Source organism: Micromonospora sp. WMMA1949, assembly GCF_027460145.1.
Taxonomy (GTDB): Bacteria; Actinomycetota; Actinomycetes; order Mycobacteriales; family Micromonosporaceae; genus Micromonospora.
In genome coordinates this window covers 2,825,195-2,845,000 of record NZ_JAPZBG010000001.1, presented here as the reverse complement: position 1 = coordinate 2,845,000, position 19,806 = coordinate 2,825,195, and the positions used below count along the sequence as shown (strand labels likewise).

General features: G+C 70.4%; 20 protein-coding genes and 2 tRNA genes. 12 read left to right on the top strand and 10 right to left on the bottom strand.

Annotation, left to right across the window (positions count from 1 at the left end; all coding sequences use genetic code 11):
• Positions 1 to 224: 224 nt before the first annotated feature.
• On the bottom strand, positions 225 to 500 hold the full coding sequence (locus O7607_RS13470; protein WP_269703537.1) for an SCO4848 family membrane protein: 276 nt from the start codon (positions 498 to 500) through the stop codon (positions 225 to 227).
• A 122-nt stretch (positions 501 to 622) separates the two neighbouring features.
• On the opposite strand from O7607_RS13470, the gene O7607_RS13465 reads away from it, so the two are divergent.
• The 4 genes from O7607_RS13465 to O7607_RS13450 all read left to right on the top strand — a co-directional run bounded on the left by O7607_RS13465 (position 623) and on the right by O7607_RS13450 (position 4,980).
• On the top strand, positions 623 to 1,069 hold the full coding sequence (locus tag O7607_RS13465) for a PRC-barrel domain-containing protein (protein WP_269703536.1): 447 nt from the start codon (positions 623 to 625) through the stop codon (positions 1,067 to 1,069).
• A gap of 270 nt (positions 1,070 to 1,339) precedes the next feature.
• Positions 1,340 to 2,398, top strand: a complete 1,059-nt coding sequence (gene trpS / locus O7607_RS13460; protein ID WP_269703535.1) for a tryptophan--tRNA ligase — start codon at positions 1,340 to 1,342, stop codon at positions 2,396 to 2,398.
• Between the two features lie 271 nt (positions 2,399 to 2,669).
• Positions 2,670 to 4,388: an arginine--tRNA ligase gene (argS, locus tag O7607_RS13455; RefSeq protein ID WP_269703534.1), complete on the top strand. Its 1,719-nt coding sequence runs from the start codon at positions 2,670 to 2,672 to the stop codon at positions 4,386 to 4,388.
• 70 nt (positions 4,389 to 4,458) lie between these two features.
• On the top strand, positions 4,459 to 4,980 hold the full coding sequence (locus tag O7607_RS13450; RefSeq protein WP_269703533.1) for an alpha/beta hydrolase: 522 nt from the start codon (positions 4,459 to 4,461) through the stop codon (positions 4,978 to 4,980).
• A gap of 146 nt (positions 4,981 to 5,126) precedes the next feature.
• On the opposite strand, the gene O7607_RS13445 is transcribed toward O7607_RS13450, so the two are convergent.
• Positions 5,127 to 5,420, bottom strand: coding sequence for a DUF4287 domain-containing protein (locus O7607_RS13445; RefSeq protein ID WP_269703532.1), 294 nt, complete (start codon positions 5,418 to 5,420; stop codon positions 5,127 to 5,129).
• Positions 5,421 to 5,597: 177 nt separating this feature from the next.
• A complete protein-coding gene (locus tag O7607_RS13440) occupies positions 5,598 to 7,139 on the bottom strand; it encodes a non-reducing end alpha-L-arabinofuranosidase family hydrolase (protein WP_269703531.1) in 1,542 nt (513 codons plus the stop codon).
• Between the two features lie 780 nt (positions 7,140 to 7,919).
• Here O7607_RS13440 and O7607_RS13435 point away from each other — a divergent pair.
• From O7607_RS13435 to O7607_RS13415, 5 genes are all read left to right on the top strand, one after another.
• Complete coding sequence (locus O7607_RS13435; protein ID WP_269703530.1) at positions 7,920 to 8,528, top strand: class I SAM-dependent DNA methyltransferase; 609 nt, start codon at positions 7,920 to 7,922, stop codon at positions 8,526 to 8,528.
• An 89-nt stretch (positions 8,529 to 8,617) separates the two neighbouring features.
• Positions 8,618 to 8,959: a DUF1330 domain-containing protein gene (locus tag O7607_RS13430; protein ID WP_269703529.1), complete on the top strand. Its 342-nt coding sequence runs from the start codon at positions 8,618 to 8,620 to the stop codon at positions 8,957 to 8,959.
• On the top strand, positions 8,956 to 9,993 hold the full coding sequence (locus tag O7607_RS13425) for a P1 family peptidase (RefSeq protein ID WP_269706970.1): 1,038 nt from the start codon (positions 8,956 to 8,958) through the stop codon (positions 9,991 to 9,993). The genes O7607_RS13430 and O7607_RS13425 overlap by 4 nt, the downstream gene beginning before the upstream one ends.
• Before the next feature lie 86 nt (positions 9,994 to 10,079).
• A complete protein-coding gene (locus tag O7607_RS13420) occupies positions 10,080 to 10,823 on the top strand; it encodes an EcsC family protein (protein WP_269703528.1) in 744 nt (247 codons plus the stop codon).
• A gap of 188 nt (positions 10,824 to 11,011) precedes the next feature.
• The gene (locus tag O7607_RS13415) at positions 11,012 to 11,713 is read left to right on the top strand and encodes an excalibur calcium-binding domain-containing protein (protein ID WP_269703527.1); all 702 of its coding nucleotides are present in this window, start codon (positions 11,012 to 11,014) and stop codon (positions 11,711 to 11,713) included.
• Positions 11,714 to 11,750: 37 nt separating this feature from the next.
• On the opposite strand, the gene O7607_RS13410 is transcribed toward O7607_RS13415, so the two are convergent.
• Positions 11,751 to 12,128 (bottom strand): winged helix-turn-helix transcriptional regulator, encoded by a 378-nt coding sequence (locus O7607_RS13410; protein WP_269703526.1) that lies wholly within the window; start codon positions 12,126 to 12,128, stop codon positions 11,751 to 11,753.
• Positions 12,129 to 12,206: 78 nt separating this feature from the next.
• Between O7607_RS13410 and O7607_RS13405 the strand changes: the two genes are divergently transcribed.
• Positions 12,207 to 12,617: a RidA family protein gene (locus tag O7607_RS13405; RefSeq protein WP_269703525.1), complete on the top strand. Its 411-nt coding sequence runs from the start codon at positions 12,207 to 12,209 to the stop codon at positions 12,615 to 12,617.
• 533 nt (positions 12,618 to 13,150) lie between these two features.
• Here O7607_RS13405 and O7607_RS13400 read toward each other — a convergent pair.
• From O7607_RS13400 to O7607_RS13385, 4 genes are all read right to left on the bottom strand, one after another.
• Positions 13,151 to 14,218, bottom strand: a complete 1,068-nt coding sequence (locus tag O7607_RS13400) for a polysaccharide deacetylase family protein (RefSeq protein ID WP_269703524.1) — start codon at positions 14,216 to 14,218, stop codon at positions 13,151 to 13,153.
• Between the two features lie 223 nt (positions 14,219 to 14,441).
• Positions 14,442 to 15,443 (bottom strand): alpha/beta fold hydrolase, encoded by a 1,002-nt coding sequence (locus O7607_RS13395; RefSeq protein WP_269703523.1) that lies wholly within the window; start codon positions 15,441 to 15,443, stop codon positions 14,442 to 14,444.
• 223 nt (positions 15,444 to 15,666) lie between these two features.
• Positions 15,667 to 15,891, bottom strand: a complete 225-nt coding sequence (locus O7607_RS13390) for a hypothetical protein (protein ID WP_269703522.1) — start codon at positions 15,889 to 15,891, stop codon at positions 15,667 to 15,669.
• Between the two features lie 58 nt (positions 15,892 to 15,949).
• Complete coding sequence (locus O7607_RS13385) at positions 15,950 to 16,921, bottom strand: aldo/keto reductase (RefSeq protein WP_269703521.1); 972 nt, start codon at positions 16,919 to 16,921, stop codon at positions 15,950 to 15,952.
• A 165-nt stretch (positions 16,922 to 17,086) separates the two neighbouring features.
• Here O7607_RS13385 and O7607_RS13380 point away from each other — a divergent pair, with 165 nt between their 5' ends.
• Together O7607_RS13380 and O7607_RS13375 are read left to right on the top strand one after the other, a co-directional pair.
• Positions 17,087 to 17,692 (top strand): TetR/AcrR family transcriptional regulator, encoded by a 606-nt coding sequence (locus O7607_RS13380; protein WP_269703520.1) that lies wholly within the window; start codon positions 17,087 to 17,089, stop codon positions 17,690 to 17,692.
• 43 nt (positions 17,693 to 17,735) lie between these two features.
• Entirely contained in the window at positions 17,736 to 18,863 is a 1,128-nt protein-coding gene (locus tag O7607_RS13375) for a Gfo/Idh/MocA family protein (protein ID WP_269703519.1), read from the top strand.
• 49 nt (positions 18,864 to 18,912) lie between these two features.
• Here the strand turns inward: O7607_RS13375 and O7607_RS13370 are convergent.
• A tRNA-Arg gene (locus O7607_RS13370) sits at positions 18,913 to 18,985 on the bottom strand.
• Positions 18,986 to 19,021: 36 nt separating this feature from the next.
• Positions 19,022 to 19,112: transfer RNA gene (locus tag O7607_RS13365), tRNA-Ser, on the bottom strand.
• Positions 19,113 to 19,806 lie beyond the last annotated feature (694 nt).

Below are 19,806 nucleotides of genomic sequence, written 5' to 3'. Positions count from 1 at the left end.
CTCGCAAGGCGTTAAGCCTCGGTCGAGCCCGGCACCAGCCTGGTTCGGCGCTCCCGGGCTTTCGTCCCGTTTGCCCCGTTCCGCGCTGGCAGAGAGAAAGTTACGCGTCTGCGGGTTTGAACGTCAAATCCAGGGGTAGCGGCGCGCGTCACACCCGTGCGTCGCACTCACGATCAAGGAGTTCGCGTCCTGATCCGCGGTCCCGGCGGACACAAACTCCTTGATCATCGGGGCTGGCCCGAGAGCGAGGAGGGGGACGGGCGGCGAGAGGCCCGGTAGGCGCGAACGCCCAGGACTCCCACCGTCGTGCCGATCGCCAGGGAGGCGCCGATGAGCAGGGCGTGCACCCACAGGAAGCTCGTCGGGCTGCCTTCGCCCACGACCCCGGCCGACCATGCGCGCTCGTCGTTCCAGATGGCGACGGCGAACCTCGGCCAGATCGCCCACGTCCAGACGCCGACGGCGACCAGGAACAGCGACCAACCCCGTGACAGGACCATGGTCGGCCAGTATGCCAGCGGGGCCGTACGCCCAGGTCGGGCCGGCGGGCGACGCGGCGCGCGTTTCCGTTTCCGCCCCCGGGGCACTGTTCTGTCGAGCCGATTCGACGGAGGTGCCACCGATGCAGCCGTTCAACCCGTGGACCTGGCGGGATCCGTCAGCCCTGGCCGGTGGGTACGACCAGACCCGGCCGGGAGACGTGCCGCAGCAGCGCGACGCCTCGGACGCCGACGATCGGCTGGACGCCCCCGGTCCGGGTACGCCGATCGACCTGACCGGCTACCGGGTGGAGGCGACTGACGGCCGGATCGGCTCCATCGACGAGGCGAGCGACGACGCCGACGCGCGGTACCTGGTGGTGGACACCGGCCCGTGGATCTTCGGCAAGAAGGTGCTGCTGCCGGCCGGGACGGTGGCCCAGGTCGACCACCTGGAGCGCGTGGTGCACGTGGACCGCACCCGGGAGCAGGTGAAGGAGTCGCCCGCGTTCGACAGCGACCACTTCGCGCACCCGGAGTACCGGGAGCGGGTCGGCAGCTACTACACCGAAAGCTATCGACAGCAGTAAGCGCGGCAGGAGGCAGCAGCGCCGGCCGGTGAGCGGCTACCGTGTCAGGCATGGTCCGGCCGCGCAGCTGCCTCCCGGAGACCCGTGACGGTCTCCGGGGCCACGCTGTGGACGGCCGGGAGCAGATCCTCGACGTACTCCGTGCCGGCGGACTTCGGTTCCGCGCCGGCGGGCGATGGCGGCGCTCGTTCTGACGAGCCCGCTCCACCGACCCGGGTGACACCCGGGTCGCGTCTCCCCGCCATCGAACGGCACGAAAGGCGTACGACCATGTCCTCTGCACGCATGCTCACCGGCGACCGCCCGACCGGGCGGCTGCACCTCGGCCACTACGTGGGCAGCATCGCCAACCGGGTACGGCTGCACCAGCGCTACGAGAGCTTCTTCATCATCGCCGACCTGCACATGCTCACCACCCGCAACAGCCGCGCGGACATCGAGCAGGTGGCGCACAACGCCCGCGAGATGGTCACCGACATCCTGGCCGCCGGGGTGGAGCCGGAGCGGGCCACATTCTATCTCCAGTCGGCGATCCCCGAGGTCGGCGACCTGAACACGCTGTTCCAGAACCTGATCACGGTGCCCCGGCTGGAACGGGTGCCGTCGCTGAAGGAGATGACCCGCGACGCCGGCAAGGACGAGATGCCGTACGGCCTGCTCGGCTACCCGGTCCTCCAGGCCGCCGACATCCTCTGCGTGAAGGGGCAGGTGGTGCCGGTCGGGAAGGACAACGCGGCGCACGTCGAGGTGACCCGGGAGATCGCCCGGCGGTTCAACCACCTCTACGGCGAGGTCTTCCCGGTGCCCGACATGCTGATGTCGGAGACACCGACGCTGGTCGGCACCGACGGAGCCGGGAAGATGAGCAAGAGCAAGGGGAACGCGATCGCGCTCTCCGACGACGCGGCGACGGTGCGTCGCAAGGTGATGGGGATGTACACCGACCCGAACCGGGTCCGCGCCGACGTGCCCGGCACGGTCGAGGGGAATCCGGTCTTCGAGTACCACGACGTCTTCAACCCGGACCGGGCACAGGTGGCGGAGTTCAAGGACCGCTACCGGGCGGGCCGGGTCGGTGACGTCGAGGTCAAGGAGGCGCTGGTGACGGCGCTCAACCGGTTCCTGGACCCGGTCCGGGAGCGCCGGGCCCGCTTCGAGGCGCAGCCCGGCCTGGTCGACGAGCTGATCGTCACCGGCACCGAGCGGACCCGCGTCGAGGTGCGTCGCACGCTCGTCGAGGTGCGCCGGGCGATGGGTTTGAGCAGCGCGTACACCCAGGTGCGGCGCCGGGCCGAGCGCTACCGCAAGGCCGTCGCCACCTCGGCCTGACGCCGAGCCGGTCCGGGGTACGCGCTTGCGCCGGCCCCGGACCGGCCGGTTACGCTGACGACATGGCCAGCTCGCACGCGTACCCGATGACGTCCTCCGACGTCCGGCTCGGCGCGCTGCGACGCCGGCGGTCCCGCGACCGCCTGCGCTGAGCCTTCCCCTCCTGCGACCGGCGGATCGAGCCGCCGGTCGTCATCGATCGTCCTCGCTCCGCCGTCGCGTTCCCGTCAGGTGATCCGCGCGGCGGATCCAGAGCGAGATCGGCGTACTCATGGATCTTGAAAGGTTGCTTGCCGACCGGCTGGCGCCCGCGTTCGCGGCGGTGGCCGGCATGCCGGTGGACCCGGCTGTGCGGCGCTCGCAGCACGCGGACTTCCAGTCGGACGCGGCGCTGGGGCTGGCCCGGCGGCTCGGCCGTCCGCCGCGGGAGATCGCCGCGGAGGTACGGGAGCGCGCGTCGCTGGCCGACGTCTGCGCGGCGGTCGAGGTGTCCGGTCCGGGTTTCCTGAACCTCACGGTGGCCGGGCACGCGCTCGGCGGGCTGGTGTCCGCGCTGGCCGCCGACCCGCGGCTCGGCGTGCCGCCGGTGGCCGAGCCGGAGACGGTGGTGGTCGACTATTCGGGGCCGAACGTGGCGAAGGAGATGCACGTCGGGCACCTGCGGTCGACGGTGATCGGGGACGCGGCGGCGCGGACGCTGGAGTGGCTCGGGCACCGGGTGCTGCGCGCCAACCACCTCGGCGACTGGGGCACACCGTTCGGCATGCTGATCGAGCACCTGCTCGACCTGGGCGAGGCCGGGGCGGCGCAGGAGCTGTCGATGGGTGACCTGGACGGGTTCTACAAGGCGGCGCGGGCGAAGTTCGACGACGACCCGGCGTTCCAGGAACGGTCGCGGCGGCGGGTGGTGGCGTTGCAGGGCGGCGACCCGGCGACGCTGCGGCTGTGGCGGCTGCTGGTGACGCAGTCGGAGAGCTACTTCCTGACCGTGTACGACCTGCTCGACGTGACGCTGACCGGCGACGACTTCCGGGGCGAGAGCAGCTACCACGACCAGCTCGCGCCGACCGGCGACGAGCTGGACCGGCTCAGGCTGCTGCGGCGCAGCGACGGCGCGGACTGCGTGTTCCCGCCCGGTTCGGTGGGCCGGGACGGCGAGCCGTTGCCGCTGATCGTGCGCAAGTCCGACGGCGGGTACGGCTACCCGGCCACCGACCTTGCCGCGCTGCGGCACCGGACCGGCACGCTCGGCGCGACAAGGCTGCTCTACGTGGTCGGGCTGCCGCAGCGGCGGCACTTCGAGATGGTGTTCGCGGTCGGCGCGCAGGCCGGCTGGCTGGCCGCGCCGGTGCGGGCCGAGCACGTCGGGTTCGGTTCGATCCTCGGTCCGGACGGGCGGATGCTGCGCAGCCGGGCCGGCGGGTCGGTGAAGCTGGTAGGGCTGCTCACCGAGGCGGTCCAGCGGGCCACCGCGCTGGCCCGGGAACGGAATCCGGAGCTGAGCGAGGCGGAGGCCGCCGCTGTGGGGCGCGCGGTGGGCATCGGTGCGATCAAGTACGCCGACCTGTCCGGTGACCGGCACAAGGACTACGTGCTGGACTGGGAGCGGATGCTGTCACTGGACGGGAACACCGCGCCGTACCTCCAGTACGCGTACTCCCGGGTCCGGTCGATCTTCCGGCGGGCCGGCGCGGCGGCGCGGCCGGACGCGGACGTCTCGCTCGCCGAGCCGGCCGAGCGGGCGCTCGCCATCGAGCTGGTCGGCTTCGCCGCGGTGGTCGAGGAGGTGGCGGGCACCCTGGAGTTCCACCGGCTGACCGCCTACCTGCACCGGCTGGCGGTCGCGTTCAGCGCGTTCTACGAGCGGTGCCCGGTGCTGCGGGCGGAGGGACCGCTGCGGGAGAGCCGGCTCGTGCTGTGCGAGCTGACCGGGCGGGTGCTGCGGCAGGGCCTGGACCTGCTCGGCATCCGTACCCCGGAACGGCTCTGAGGCCGAGGGGTCACCGGAAAACCGTGCAGCGGCTAGCGTGACGCATCGACCGAACGAGAGGGAGGCGGCCATGGCGGATCGACGCGCGGTACTCGCTCCGGGACGGGGCTACGACACCCGGGGGCCGCTGTTCGTCTACATCGGCGAGGCGTTGCGCCGGCTCGGTTTCGAGGTGCACGAGGTGACCTGGCGGTCGCTGGGCGACCTGCGTCCCGACAACGCGCCGGAGTGGGTCGCCGAGCAGCTGGACCCGGTCCTCGACGCCGGGGTTGACCTGCTCGTGGGCAAGTCGCTCGGCAGTTTCGCCGCGCCGCTCGCCGCCGACCGGGGCATCCCGGCGGTCTGGCTGACGCCGCTGCTGACCGACCCCGCGGTACGGGAGCCGCTGCGCCGGGCCACCGCGCCGTTCCTGCTGGCCGGCGGCACCGCCGACCAGGTCTGGGACGGTGCGGTGGCGCGCCGGCTCACCCCGTACGTGGTGGAGGTTGCCGACGCCGACCACTCGATGATGGTGCCCGGACCGTTGGCGGCCTCGGCCGAGGCGCTGGGGCGGGTCTGCACGGCGGTGGAGGAGTTCGTCGCCGGCCACTGACGGGTCAGCGGCGGCCCCGCCGCGCCCACAGCACCGCCACCCCCGCGGCGACGAGCGGCAGGAGACAGCAGAGCATCAGGACGGACAGGTGCCACGGCTTGATCGCTCCCATGCCGCGAACGATAGGCGTCGCTGTCCACGCCCCGCTACGCGGCGGCCCGGGCAGCCTTTCCGTCCAGCCACAGCGTGTCGCTGTCGTCGCGGTGGGTGCCGGTGGAGCCGACGTGCTTGGCGCTGATCTTCGGCCCGTTCCTGATCACGTGGACCAGGGCCATGGCGTGTCCCCGGCCGAGGCCGTACTCGTCCTTCAGCCAGCCCACGATCACGCCGGCCTTGACGTCGGCGGCGTCGTAGCCGCGCTCCCTGGCCTCGTCGACCAGGACGCGCGGGGTCTTGCCGGTCTTGTCCTCGATCGCGTCGAGGTACGCCTGGAAGGACATCTGCTCAACCCTTCGTCCGTGAGGTGGTGACCACTCCACCCTCCCGGGCGGCGTGGTTCCGATCAACGACGGACCGAGCCACCGTCGTTGCCTCAGGGGCAACGATCACCGGGCGAGACGCCGGAGAGCCCGGCCCGCGATCACGCGGGCCGGGCTCTCCGGATCCGGGGTACGCGCTCAGCGCTGGAGGGTGAGCAGTCCGGGTCGGTAGGGCAGGAGGCCGTAGTCGCCGCCGGAGTTGGGGGAGCGGCCCTGGTAGAGCAGTTGGAGGTTGCAGGGGTCGACGGTGAAGGTCTGGTCGGCGGTGGTGCGGATCAGTTCGCCGTGGCTGATGTCGTTGGTCCAGGTGGCGCCGCTGTTGGCCTTGCCGGCGAACGGGTTGGACTCGGTGGCGGCCTGCGGGGTCCACGATCCGCCCAGGCTGGTGGCGGTGAAGGACCGGAAGTAGCGGCCCTGGGAGCCGATGGCCTCGACGATCATCAGGTAGCGGGTCTGGCCCTGCAGCTTGTAGACCTGCACGGCCTCGAACAGGTTGTTGGTGGAGTCCGACATGATGGTGGTGTAGTTGGAGCCGAAGCTGCCGGGGAAGTTCCCGATCGGCATGCTGGAGCGGTAGATCTTGCCGTTGTCACCGGCGAAGAACAGGTACATGTTCTGGTCGTCGGCGATCAGCGTCTGGTCGATCGGGCCGGTGCCGGAGCCGGAGATGCTGCCGGTGAACAGCGGCTGCGCCGACGACCACCCGTTCGGGTTCGTCGGGTTCGTCGACGTCCGGTACGAGAAGGCGGTCGGCCCCCACTGGTAGGCCAGAACCCAGATGTTGCGCGGCGCGAAGTAGAACAACGTCGGCGCCACGGTCCCCGACGACATCGCGTTCTGGCTGGCGGAGGCCATCTGCGACCAGTTCGAGAACAGCCCGAAGTTCATCGACCCCCACGACGACCCGGTGTCGTGCGTGGTGGCGTACACCAGGTGCTGACCGTTGTAGGGCACCACCGTGAAGTCCTTCAACGACACCCAGCCCGAGCGCGGCTGCGCCAGCACACCGGTCGACGACCAGCGGTACGACGACGGCAGATTGCACGTACCGCCCGGCGGGGGCGTGGTGGGAGGCGGCGTGGTGGGGTTGCCGCCGCCACCGTCCACCCGGACGAGCTGCCACTGCTGGTTGGCGCCGTTCCAGTCGTCGTACTGGACGATGTTTCCGCCGTCGGCGGTCGAGGCGCCCTGCACCTCCACCACCTTGTTGCTGTTGCGGTTGATCAGCCGGACGTAACCGCTGTCGGAGTCGGCCAGCCGGAATTGCTGGTTGGTCCCGTTCGTGTCGGACCACTGGACGATGCTGCCGCCGTTGGCGGTCGACCAGTTGTAGACGTCGAGCACCTTGCCGGACAGCCGGGACTTCAGCCGGTAGTAACCGCCACCGGAGTCGACGAACTGCCACTGCTGCTGGTTGCCGTTGTTGCGCGACCACTGCACGATCCGCGCGCCGTCGTTCGTGGCGAGGTTGTAGACGTCGAGCGCCTTGCCGCTGTTGCGGTTCACCAGGACGTACCACGCGCTGGTGTCCACGGTGGCCGCGGCTGCGGGCGCCGACGTCACAGCCACCGCGCCGGCGCCTGCCAACAGGGCTGCCGCCCCCGCCGCGACGACCCGCGGCAACCAGCTTCGCCGCGGACGCGGCGGGGAGATCGACGGAGACCTACCAAAGGCGAACATGATCCTCCTCGACTGGCCGGAAACCCGAGCGGTACACCCGCCCAGGTGTTAGCGCTAACAAGAGCGCGCGCACCACGAGGCACGCGTCTGGTCTCGACAAGGCAGCCCCGCCCGATAGCCCCAGCCTCGTCCTTGAACATCGAATGTGGGCGATAACTCGGCGTTCGTCAAGTCGTAACCTCCCCGAATCATTCAACGACGACGTCGCGTCAGGCTCGCGCGGGGTGCCGCACCCCGGGCCGACGCTCGCCAGCACCCGGAGGACGAATGATGGTGGCGCTAACATCGACACGTACACATAGCCCGCTCTCCGATCGGGCATGGCCGGACGAGTGCGTGGGACGACCGCTTGGAGCAGTAGGTTTCCGTGTCGATGGGAACCGCTGGCCCGCCGCGATGGCCAGTGACACCATGCCGGTATGCCCCTCGGACTCGACGTGCGCAGGCTCGCCGCCATCGACATGTGGGGATCCGCCGGTGTTCGGTGGCGGCGGTGGGTGATCCTGGCCGAGTTCCTCGTCGGGGTGTTCGGCGCCGGCCTGGCACGCGATGACACTCATCCGTCCAGGGGCGCTCGAATCGGAAGTCGAGCGCGTGGACGTTCCGGCCGAACTGCGGCACTACACGGCTGCGCAGTTGTGGGTACTGGTGCCCTCACTGCTGGTCGTGCTGGCCGTTCGGCAGCGCCAGGGCGTCGGTCGGTAGTGGTCGGTCGGCCGCCTCGGTGACATGCTCAGCTCACTCGCTACGGCTTCGCCGGCGCCTCCGTATGGTCGCCACATGGACGACAATCGGATACGACAGGCGTACGGGGCGGTCGCGACGCTCTACATCGACCTGTTCGGCACCACCGCTACGGTGCACGCGGACGACCTCGCCCTGATCGAGCGCCACCTGGCCGGGCGGACCGGCCCGGTGCTCGACCTGGGGTGCGGACCGGGTCACCTCACCGCCCACCTCCGCGCGCTGGGCGTCGACGCCACCGGGATCGACTTGGCTCCCGAGTTCGTCGCGCACGCGCGGGCAGCCCACCCGGACGGCACGTACCGGCTCGGGTCGCTGGACGACCTCGCCGTTGCCGACCACTCGGTCGCGGGCATCCTCGCCTGGTACTCGCTGATCCACCTCCCGCCACCGGATCTCGACCGCGTGCTGGCCGGGTTCCGGCGCGCGATCGTGCCGGGCGGGCCGCTCGTGGTCGGCATCTTCATCGGTGACGAGGTGGGCGCGTTCGACCACAAGGTCGCCACCGCGTACCGCTGGCCGGTGGACGAGTTCTCCGCGCGGCTGCGCCGAGCCGGGTTCGCCGAGGTCGAGCGCTTGCCACGCCTCGACGACGACAACCACCGCTCGCACGCCGCCGTCGCGGCCGTCGCGTCCGGAACCTGAACACCGACGAGTTCACGGAAATGGGCGAGAACGACTGCTGACCGCTGTGCCAGGATCGGCGTTCGGAGTTCGACGGCCGGAAGGACACCATGCCCGCGTACGCCATCGCCCACCTCCAGGACGCCGCACCGCACCCGGACGTCGCCGAGTACATCGAACGGCTCCCGGCCACCCTCGCCCCGTACGGCGGCCGTTTCCTCGTCCACGCCACGCCGCACGAGGTGAAGGAGGGCGCCTGGCCCGGCGCCGTCGTGGTGCTCGGCTTCCCCGGCATCGCCGAGGCGCGGGCTTGGTGGGACTCGCCCGCCTACCAGGAGATCGCGCCGCTGCGCTCGCGGCACATCGAGGGCGACATCATCCTGGTCGAGGGCGTCCCCGACGACTACTCCCCGACCGGCATCGTGCAGGCTATCCGGTCGGCGGCGTCCTGAGCCGGTCCGGCCGGCGCGCCCGCGACCTGGGGATCGTCGTCGGGTCGCTGCCCACCGGGCCGCACAACGCGATCACCGACGTCCCCGACGTGCTGGTCGGTCACACCACCGTCGACGACGGCGCCGACCTGCACACCGGCGTCACCGCGATCGTGCCGAGCGGGCTCGGGCCCGGCCGGTGGACGCTGCCCGCCGCGGTGTACGCCGGCAACGGCCACGGGAAGCTCGTCGGCTCGACCCAGGTCGACGAACTCGGCGTACTCGAATCTCCGGTGGTCCTGACCGCCACGCTGTCGGTGTTCCGGGCGGCGGACGCGCTGCTCGGGCACCTGATGGCGCGCCGACCGGACGGGCTGTCGTTCAACCCGCTGGTCGGTGAGACGAACGACGGGCACCTGTCGGACATCCGCCGCCGCCCGATCACCGAGGCCCACGTCCTGGCCGCTGTCGCCGGGGCGAGCGGCGGGCTCCCCGCCGAAGGCTGCGTCGGCGCCGGCGCCGGCACCACCGCCCTCGGTTACAAGGCGGGCATCGGCACCTCGTCCCGCACGGTGCAGGCCGCCGGCCGTACACGGACGGTCGGCGCGCTGGTCCAGTCCAACTTCGGCGGCGTCCTCACCGCGCTCGGCGTGCCGCTACCCGTCGACGAGCTGGTCCCGGCCGCCGACCGGACCGAGCCGCCCGGCAACTCGTGCATGATCGTGGTGGCGACGGACGTACCCCTGGACGCGCGCCAGCTCCGGCGGCTCGCCCGGCGGGCCGTGTTCGCGATGGCCCGGGTGGGCGCGTCGTTCAGCACCACGAGCGGGGACTACGCGATCGCGTTCACCACGTCGGATCAGCAGCCGATCCCGGACGCCGCGATCGACCCGGTGTTCGCCGGCGTGCTGGACGCGGTGGAGGAGGCGCTGCTCAACTCGTTGTTCACCGCCGTCACCACGACCGGCGTGGGCGGCCGTACCAGTCACGCGGTTCCGCACCGGGCCGCCGTCGAGCGGCTGGCGGCGGCGGAACGACTGACGATCCGGCCGTAAGCCTGATCCACAGTCGACGTACGGCCGTGACTGACGGACGACAGTCGTGTTGACAGCGGTGATCGATACGACTGGAGTGGTTCGCCATGGACGACACCGCCGAATCGCGGCTCGACAGTGAGCAGCCCACGCCCGGGGACCACGACGACGAGAAGACGAGCCGTACCGCGTTGGCGCTGGTCAACACCGTCAACAAGGTGGTGCGCAACGGCGTCGGCCCGGTCACCGGCTCGGCGGCCTGGGCCGAGTCCCGGCTGCGGGCGGTGCAGGGCGACAGGTACGACAGTTCGCTGCTCGGCAATCGCGGCGGCACCCCCGCCGAGGACGTCGACAAGGTGATCGGACGACTCATCAAGGAATCCGTCATGGCCGCCGGGTCGGCCGGGTTCGTCACCGGCCTGGGTGGCTTCCTCACCCTGCCGATCACGCTGCCGGCGAACGTCGCGGGGGCGCTCGTCATCAACGTCCGCCTGGCGGGAGCGATCGCCTACCTGCGGGGCTACGACCTCGACGACCCGCACACGCAGGCGATGATCCCGCTGGTCGCGGTGGGCTCGAACATCCAGTCGACGCTCAGCACGCTCGGGGCCCAGATCGGCGTCAAGCTGACCGAGCAGGCGATCCGGAAGGTCTCCATCGATCTGATCCGGAAGATCAACCAGAAGCTCGGGTTCATGCTGCTCGCCAAGTACGGCACGAAGCGGGCGTTGATCACGCTGGCGAAGGCCGTACCGCTGGTCGGCGGGGTCGTCGGCGGCGGTATCGACGCGACGCTCACCGGCGCGGTCGGCCGGTCCGCCAACAAGCTGTTCACGCCGCTCACCCCCTGACCGGCGGGTATCCCGCTCGCGGTGCCTCGCCGTCGGCCGTTCGGCGAGGCACCGGATCCGATCATCCGCGGCGTCGATGCCGATGCTCCGGCCGGCACCGACCGCTTCGTCACTCATCGCGCCGGTAAGGGCCGGTCTGTCGGCTCAACGACACTCCCGTGCGGACACGTCGCTCCACACTGCCCGCTGTGACCGAACTCCCTCCCCAGAATCCGCGGCGCGAACAGGCGCCGCTGCCCGATAGGCCCGGCATCCCGTTCGCGCCACCGACACGACTGTGGTGGGGCCGCCGGTCGGCTGCGATCAAGGCGTTCCTCGGCCTCGCCTGCTGCGGCGCGCTGCTGGGCACCGGCATGACCGGGTGCACCGCTTCCGAGCCGAGCGGATCGCCGGAGAAGGCGGTCGCCCAGGAGGTTCCGACAGTCGCGGCGCCGACCACTACGGCCCCCACCGCCGAGGCCGGCGCGGTGTCGCCGGAGCCATCACCCTCACCCACCACTGCCGCGCCGACCACCGCGAAGCCCGCGGCGAAGCCGAGCCCGCGCAAGACCACGAAGCCCGCCGTCTACTACAAGAACTGCGATGCCGTACGCGCAGCCGGCAAGGCGCCGCTGCTGCGCGGCGAGCCGGGGTACCGGACCGGGCTGGATCGCGACCTCGACGGCGAGGCATGCGAGCCGGGTGGCGGCAACGGCAGCTCCGGAGGCGGCAGCACGGGCGGTAGCGGCAGTTCGGGCGGTGGCGGCAGTTCGGGCGGTGGCGGCAACGACCCGCGCTTCAGCACCTGCAAGGAGGCGAACGCCAACGGGTACGGCCCGTACAAGCAGGGCAAGGATCCGGAGTATTACTGGTACATCGACCGGGACAACGACGGCATGGTCTGCGAGTGACACGTGGCGCCGGGGCGGACCGCTGCCGCCCCGGCAGTCAGTCCAGCTCGGCGTCGAATGCCCGGCGGGCGTGCTCGATCTGGGACATGTGAGCGTCGGCCCAGTCGAGGAGAACGTCGATCGGTGCACGGAGCGTCTTGCCCAGCGGCGTGATCCGATATTCGACCGCGACCGGTCGCGTCGCCACGACGTGGCGTTCCACGATGCCGTTGCGTTCGAGTCGCCGCAGCGTCGCCGTCAACGACTTCTGGGTCACCGCCGGGATCGCGCGGCGCAGCTCGTTGAAGCGGCACGGACGCTCGCACAGCTCGTTGAGGACGCTCAGCGACCACTTGTCCAGCACCTGGTCGAGCAGCTCGCGGTGCGGCGTGTCGATGCGCAGCTCCCCGGCACCGGGGGTGGCGGTATCGCTCATGAAACCAGGTCTCCTTGAAGTGTCCTCCGTCAACTAGGTATCAATGGTAAACCTCAGTTGCCCAGTGGAGGAGCACCGATGTCCGTCACCCTTTTCAGCCCAGCCGGTCTTCAGCCGCACACGCCGTACCACCACGTCGCCGTGGCCACCGGGTCGCGCCACATCCACGTCAGCGGCCAGGTCGCCCGACTGGACGACGGCTCGCCCGTCGCACCCGGGGACCTGGCCGGACAGGTCGCGCAGGTGCTGCGCAACACCGGCCGCGCCCTCGCCGGCGCCGACGCCTCGTTCGCTGACGTGGTCCGGTTGACCTTCTACGTCACCGACTGGACGCCCGAAAAGATCGGGCCGTTCATGGCCGGGATCGAGGCGGTCGCCGAGGAGCTCGGGCTGCCGCAGCCGCTTCCGCCGGCGTCGCTGATCGGGGTCGACCGCCTCTTCGAGCCCGACGTACTGGTGGAGTTGGAGGCAACTGCGGTCGCGCACTGAGCGCCTTCTTGCTCGACGCACAGCGTCCTGGGCCTCGGCGTGGTCGTCCCGGGGAGTTCCACATCCATCGTCATTCGCGCATCCACGGAACGAGTCCCTCTCCCGGGTGGATCCACCGCCACAGGAGGCACGCGGGTGGCCAGTAGGTCACGGCGGCGACGGCGAGATACCAGGGACGCCATCCGTCGAGCAATCTGCGGTAGCCGTGGGCATCGGCCCAGCCGTGCAAGGCCCAACTCCACAGCGCAAAGCCGGCGAGAAAGGCGAGGGACCAACCGATCCGTGCCGATGGCCCGGCCCGCCGCCCACGCCGGCGGGCCGGTGCCTCGCGCGCACGCCACGCCACGCGTACATCATGGTCCTGCCCTGCAAATGGTCAGCCGACCTGGTGGGGAGAGTGGGAGCCATGATCCGGCGGAACGGCCCGCTCGCCCTCTCTGCTCGATCGGCTACGGGAAGCCGGTCGAGCAGAGAGGGAACCGAGATCAGCTGCGGCCGGGGGTGCCTCTACGGTCCTGGGCGGGCCACCGGGATCAGCCCGCGGTGCAGGAACGGATCTGAGGTCTGGCGCCGCTGTTGCCGTTCATCATCGTGGTGAAGCCGAAGGTGTTGCCGCTGCCGTTGGACCGCATCGTCATCACGTAACCGGTGCTGTCCCAACTGGGGGAGCCGTTCCAGGTGGTGGAGACCCGCTGCGGCGGGGTCAGAGCCACGACCACGGTCCAGTTGCTGGCCCCCTGCACCGTCACCGAGGTGTTGTACCGGTCACCCCAGACGTTGGGGGTCGTCGCCGTCGCTGTGCACGTGCCGCTGGGAGGCGGAGTGGTCGGCGGCGGAGTGGTCGGCGTGCCGGTCGGCGCCGGAGTGGTCGGCGGCGGAGTGCCGTCCGGGGCCACCGCCCGGCCGGTGCTCGGCGAGATCATGCCCGGGCAGAGGTTACGGCTGCTCAGGTTGGCCATGATCTGCGGAATCGCGTCGCGGGTGTTCTGGATGCCGTCGTGCATCAGGATCACCTGGCCGGCCTGGAGGCGGCTGGCGTTGGAGACGATCTGGCTGACGCTGGCGCCGTTCCAGTCCTGGGAGTCGACGTCCCAGATCACCTGGCGCAGGCCCAGCGACGAGGCGACCGACTGGAGAGTCGAGTTGGTCTCCCCGTAGGGCGGGCGGAACAACTGCGGCCGGACGCCGGTCGCCGACTGGATCGCCGAGTTGGTCTGGGAGAGGTCCGACTGCATCTGGCTCTGGCTCATCGAGGTCATGTGCGCGTGGTTCCAACTGTGGTTGGCCACCCACATGCCCGCGTCGACCTGGGCCCGCGCGGCGGACGGGTTGCTCTGCACGTTCTGGCCGACGTTGAACATGGTCGCGCGTACGCCGTTCGCGCGCAGCACGGACAGCAGTGCGCTGGTGCTGCCGGTCGGCCCGTCGTCGAAGGTGAGGCCGACGTACCCGTTGCAGACGGCGGCGTTGGACGGAGTGGCGGCGACCGCGAGACCGACGGCACTGAGCGCCACGGCGGAGGCGAGCGCGGCCAACCGGACGGTGAGACGCGATGTTCGGGGGGCGGACGGGCGGCGGAAGCCGCCGATGCTGGCGTACATGCGCAGGTCCTCCTCGGGACGGGTAACACCTGACGACGCATGGCGTCAATCGACAGAGATTGATGTTGCCGGCGCTCGGAGTATTGCAGCGGCGTTTCGAGCACGTCAATGATTTTCCGGAAGTTTTCCGGAACTATGCGCCCGGGCGCGTCGAGCGCCAGGGCGTGCCGGTCCGAGGACCGCGCACGCCCTGGCGGTTCTGGGGTGTCCGTGTTGCCCGTCGTCAGTGCAGGAACTTCAGAAGCATCCTGGTGAGATCCTGCGGTCGTTCCTCGGTGAGCCAGTGACCGGTGTCAGCCATGACCTGGGTCTCGACATCGGCTGCGTAGCCCTGCCACTGATCACCCACGGCGCTGCTGAGGGCTTCTTCGCCTCCGACGGCCAGGACGGGCATCTGGAGCAGCCCCGCCTTCCGGAACTTCTCGTTCTGGGCGATGTCCGTGTGGAGGGCTTGGTACATGTTCATCCACGCCTTGAACCGGCCGGGCTCGCGGAGGTACCGGGCGTAGAACTCGTAGTCGCGGTCGTCAAAAGCCCCGTCCACTGCCAGGTACTGCTCGACGAACCCCTTGACCAGGTCGCGCTCGTGTCCACGGACCAGGTCCTGAGCGAAGTCCTTCTGGAAGAACCCGAGGTGCCACGTCGACAGGGCCCCCTCCGCGGGGAAGGCCGGGAATGTGTAGAGGGACCGGTCGGGGATGGGCCCTTCCATCACCACCATTCGGCTGACCTCGTCGGGCCACATTGCGGCGTACGGGTAGGCGATCCATGCGCCGATGTCGTGGGCGACGATCTGGACGCCCTTGTTGAGGTTGAGCCGGGTGAGCAGCTTGTGCACGTCGTCGGCCAATTGGGCCGTGTCGTAGCCCTTCTGCGGGACGGATGAGTCACCGGTCCCGCGCAGGTCGACCGCGATCACGGTGTGGTCCTTGGCGAGTGCCTCGAGCTGCGGCTCCCACTCGGCGGAGGTCTGCGGGAAGCCGTGCAGCAACACCACCGGCGAGCCGCTGCCGCCGCGGAGGTAGTGCATCCGGAAGTCGTTCACCTGCGCGTACTTCGACTGGAAGCCGTCCGGCGGCCGGTAGGGCAGCCCGGCGGTGACGCCTTGCGCGACGGCCGACTCCGGCCGCAGGTTCACGCCGGCGTTCGATGGGACCGGTCCGGGCCCGGTCAGAACGGCGATTCCAGCGATGGCGGCGACGGCAGTCCTGATCAGGACCGTCATTCTTGTTCTCATGGTTCTCTCCTCAAGCGTGGTCGGCCTTGTGCCGATCGCTGTCGATCCGGCTGCACGGCGAAATCGCGTCCAGCGGACGGCCCTGGTGCACGGGCGTAACTGACAGATGAATCGGTCGGTACGTCATTGCGCCCGGGTCTACCGGCGGAAGAAGTACCGTGCGGTCGTCGTGGCGGGATGTGGGCCAGGACTGGCTAGTGGCTCGGGCGGCTCAGCGAGGTGAGCAGGAGGCCGCCGGCAATGACTGCGATGGCGCCCGCCCGGCCGCGCCGGTGGACACGTTCAGGCCGTCGGCGATCTCCGTAAGCAGGCTTGCGGGCAGGAACTCGGCAATGATGAACGCGAAGATGCCGAGACTCAGAGAGCCGACGCCGGCCCAGGACGCCAGGCCGCCGGCGGTCGAGACATCGTTCGATGCCATGTGACGGGTGGTCATGTGATGCCCTTCAAGGCTGTGCGCCACCTTTCGGGGACGACCGGGGGTGGCGACCGGCTCAGTGGTTGAGGGCGGCCATGTTGGCCTGGTCGTAGCGGTCGCCGGTGGCCGGTGTCAGGTTCCGCAGTCGGGTGATCTGGTTCTCGGTGAGGGTGATGCGGTCGGCGGCGGCGTTTTCCTCGAGCCGGTCGATGCGTGTGGTGCCGGGGATGGGGGCGATGTCGTCGCCCTGGGCGAGCAGCCACGCGAGGGCGACCTGCGCGGGCGTGGCCCCGGCCTCGGCGGCGACGGCGCGGACCTCGTCGACGATGCGCATGTTGCGTTCGAGGTTGCCGCCGGCGAAGCGGGGGTTGGTACGGCGCCAGTCGTCGGCGTCGAGGTCGTCCAGGGTGCGGATGCCCCCGGTGAGGAACCCGCGGCCCAGCGGGGCGTACGGGACGAAACCCACGCCCAGCTCACGCAGGACCGGCAGCACCTCGGCCTCGGGGTCGCGGACCCACAGCGAGTACTCGGACTGCACCACGGCGATCGGGTGAACGGCATGCGCCCGCCGGATCGTCGCGGCCCCGGCCTCCGACAGTCCGATGTGGCGGATCTTGCCCTCGGCCACCAGCTCCGCCAGCGCGTCGACGGTCTCCTCGATCGGCGTGACTCCATCGCCCCGGTGCTGGTAGTAGAGGTCCAGGTGGTCGGTGCCGAGGCGGCGCAGCGATCCCTCCACTGCGAGCCGGACGTTGGCCGGGCTGCTGTCGTTGCCCGGGCGGCCGGTGTACGAGAGGTGACCGAACTTGGTCGCGAGCACCACCTCGTCCCGGCGTCCCTTGATGGCGCGGCCGACCAGCTCCTCGTTGGCGTAAGGGCCGTACGCCTCGGCGGTGTCGATGTGCGTGACGCCGAGGTCAAGGGCCCGCCGGATGGTGCGGATGGACTGGTCGTCGCGCTGGCCGGCCCCGGTGTAGAAGGCCGACATGCCCATGGCGCCCAGACCGATGCGGGAGGTCTCCAGTCCGCCGAGCGAGACGGTTCTCATCGTGGTGTTCCTCTTCCTGTAGTAGGCCCGACCGCTTTAAGTTCCGGTCGGTACAGAATGCTAGCACATCTGGACCGACCGGGAGTAAAGTCGGCTGCGAGGAGAGGAACAGGTGGCATGGCGGTCCGTCGACCCTGCCGACCCCGAATCGAGGAGGATGCCGTCATGAGTGGATCCCAGAGCACCGCCCTCGGCCGCCCCCGGGAGTTCGACATCGACGAGGCACTGGAGCGGGCCATGCAGGTGTTCTGGGCGCGGGGGTACGACGGCACCAGCCTCACGGACCTGACCAGCGCGATGGGGATCACCAAGTCGAGCATGTACGCCGCCTTCGGCAACAAGGAGCAGCTCTTCCGCAAGGCTGTGCAGCGCTACGCCGAAGGGCCGGCCTCCTACGTGACCCGCGCCCTGCGGGAGCCCACCGCCCGCGCGGTGGCCGAGACATTCCTGCGGGGAGCCGTCCGCACGACGACGTCGCCCGGCCGCCCCGCGGGGTGCCTGTCCGTGCAGGGTGCGCTGGCGCTGAGCGAACAGAGCCGCCCCGCGCACGACGTGCTGGTCACCTGGCGCGTCGACGCCGGCGACCAGCTCGAAGCGCGCTTCCGGCGCGCCGTCGAGGAGGGCGACCTCCCACGCCACGCCGACCCGGGACGCCTCGCCCGATACGTCATGACGACGGGATTCGGCATCGCCGTCCAAGCCGCGAACGGCCTCGGGCCCGACACGCTCGACGAGATCGTCGACACGGCACTGCTCGCCTGGCCGACGTGACCACCCCGCACGGCGCAAGCACGCGAAAGGGCGACGAAACGTGATGGGAAAACCCGGGAGACGCCCGCTCGGCGTGGGGATCGTAGGGCTCAGCACGTCCGGCGGATGGGCGGCCGGGGCCCACCTGCCCGCGTTGTCGGCAGTCGACGGCATGGAACTCACCGCCCTGGCGACGAGTTCCCCCGCGTCGGCCGCTGCTGCCGGCGCCGCGTTCGGGGTGCCCGGCTACGCCTCGGTCGACCAACTCGTGAAGGACGAGAACGTCGACCTTGTGGTCGTCGCGGTCAAGGTGCCCCACCACCGCGAGCTGGTGTTGCCCGCCCTACGGACGGGAGTGCCGGTGCTCAGCGAATGGCCCTTCGCCGTCGACCTGGCCGAAGCCGAGGAGATGGAAGGCGCCGCCCGCGACACGCGTACCTTCATCGGGCTTCATGGGCGCTCCTCGCCCACCTTCCGCTGGCTGGCCGGCCTCGTCGCCGACGGGTACGTCGGGAACGTGCTGTCCGCGACGGTGCTGGCCTCTTCGGTCGAGTGGGGCAACCCGGTCTCCGAGCGCATGCGATACACCCTCGATCGCACGCTCGGCGCCACGATGCTCACGATTGCGTTCGGAAACGCCATCGACACTGTGTCGATGGTCGTCGGCGAGCTGCAGGACGTGGTCGCCTCGACGGCCACCCGGCACCCGATCGTTGCGCTCGGCCGCACCGGACAGACGGTCCCGATGACCGCCGAGGACCAGATCGCCGTGTCCGGCCGGCTACCCGACGGAGCGATCCTCTCCGCCCACCACCGTGGAGCAACCCTGTCCGGACCTTGGTTCTCGCTGCTCATCGACGGCACCGAGGGAACTCTCGAAATCACCTCCGCAAGCGGATATCCCCACCTCGGGCCCGTTACGGTGCGCGGCGCACGAGGCCGCGCCCCACTGTCGCCGTTGACACTGCCCGATGGCCACGACGACTACCCCCACCTGGCCGGAACACCGATCCACAACCTGGCGCACACATACGCGGCGATCCGGAACGATCTCGTCAACGGCACCACGACCGCTCCGGGTTTCGCCCACGCCGTCACACGTCACCGACTCCTGGACGCGATCATCCGATCGTCCGCCGAGGGACGACGCGTACAACTCGCGGAACGAGGAGGTCTTCACAGGAACGGCTAGACAGCAAGAAGCCCCCTAGCGGCCGTTGGGCCTGCTAGGGGGCTGTCTGTGCGCCCGAAGGGACTCGAACCCCTAACCTTCTGATCCGTAGTCAGATGCTCTATCCGTTGAGCTACGGGCGCCTGGTGCTCGGCCAGTCTACACAACCGGCTTTCGCGCGGAGACTCCGGGATTCGAACCCGGGAGGGGCTTTAAGACCCCAACCGCATTAGCAGTGCGGCGCCATAGACCAGACTAGGCGAAGTCTCCCTGGTGACCCACGAGGTCACCGCGCCCGAGGATACAGGTCCGCACCCGCCGGGGGCAAAGCGACTATCGGACCGGCCGCCCCCACCGCGTTTTCGTCGTGTGCGGGATCACTCCCACGGCTACGCTCCATCGATATGCAGGAGCAGCCGCCGAGCGATCCGCCCCGTCGCGAGCCCGCCCCCAAGGCCCGGCGGAGTCGCTCCCCACGACCGACGTTCAGCCCTCCACAGGTCCCGGACCCCGCTGCAAGCGCCGCGACGAGCGACACACCGACGCCCAGGCGTCCGCGCCGGGCGGCGCCCACTGTCGTCTTCCAGCCGCCGGCGCCGACCGCCGACGCACCGCCGGCGCCGCGCCCGCGTCCGGCCGCCGACCCTTCACCCGCCGATCCGGGTACGCCCGGCGAGCGCGCCACCCCGCAGGCTTCCACCGGCGGCCCGGGTACGCCGCCGTCAGAGCAGGCCACCTCGGGGACTTCCGCCACTCCTTCGGGTACGACTGCCGCAGAGCCGCCGCCGAGCGCCGGGGAGAGCACGCTCCCGGCCGAGGAGAGGCCCGTCACAGCGGAGCAGCGAAGGGCTGCCGAGCCTCCGGCCGAGTCGACGTCACCACCGGCCGGGGAGGAGACGCCGAAACGGACGCGCCGCGCTCCCGCCGCCAAGAAGGCCGCCCCGGTCGCGAAGAAAGCCGCCCC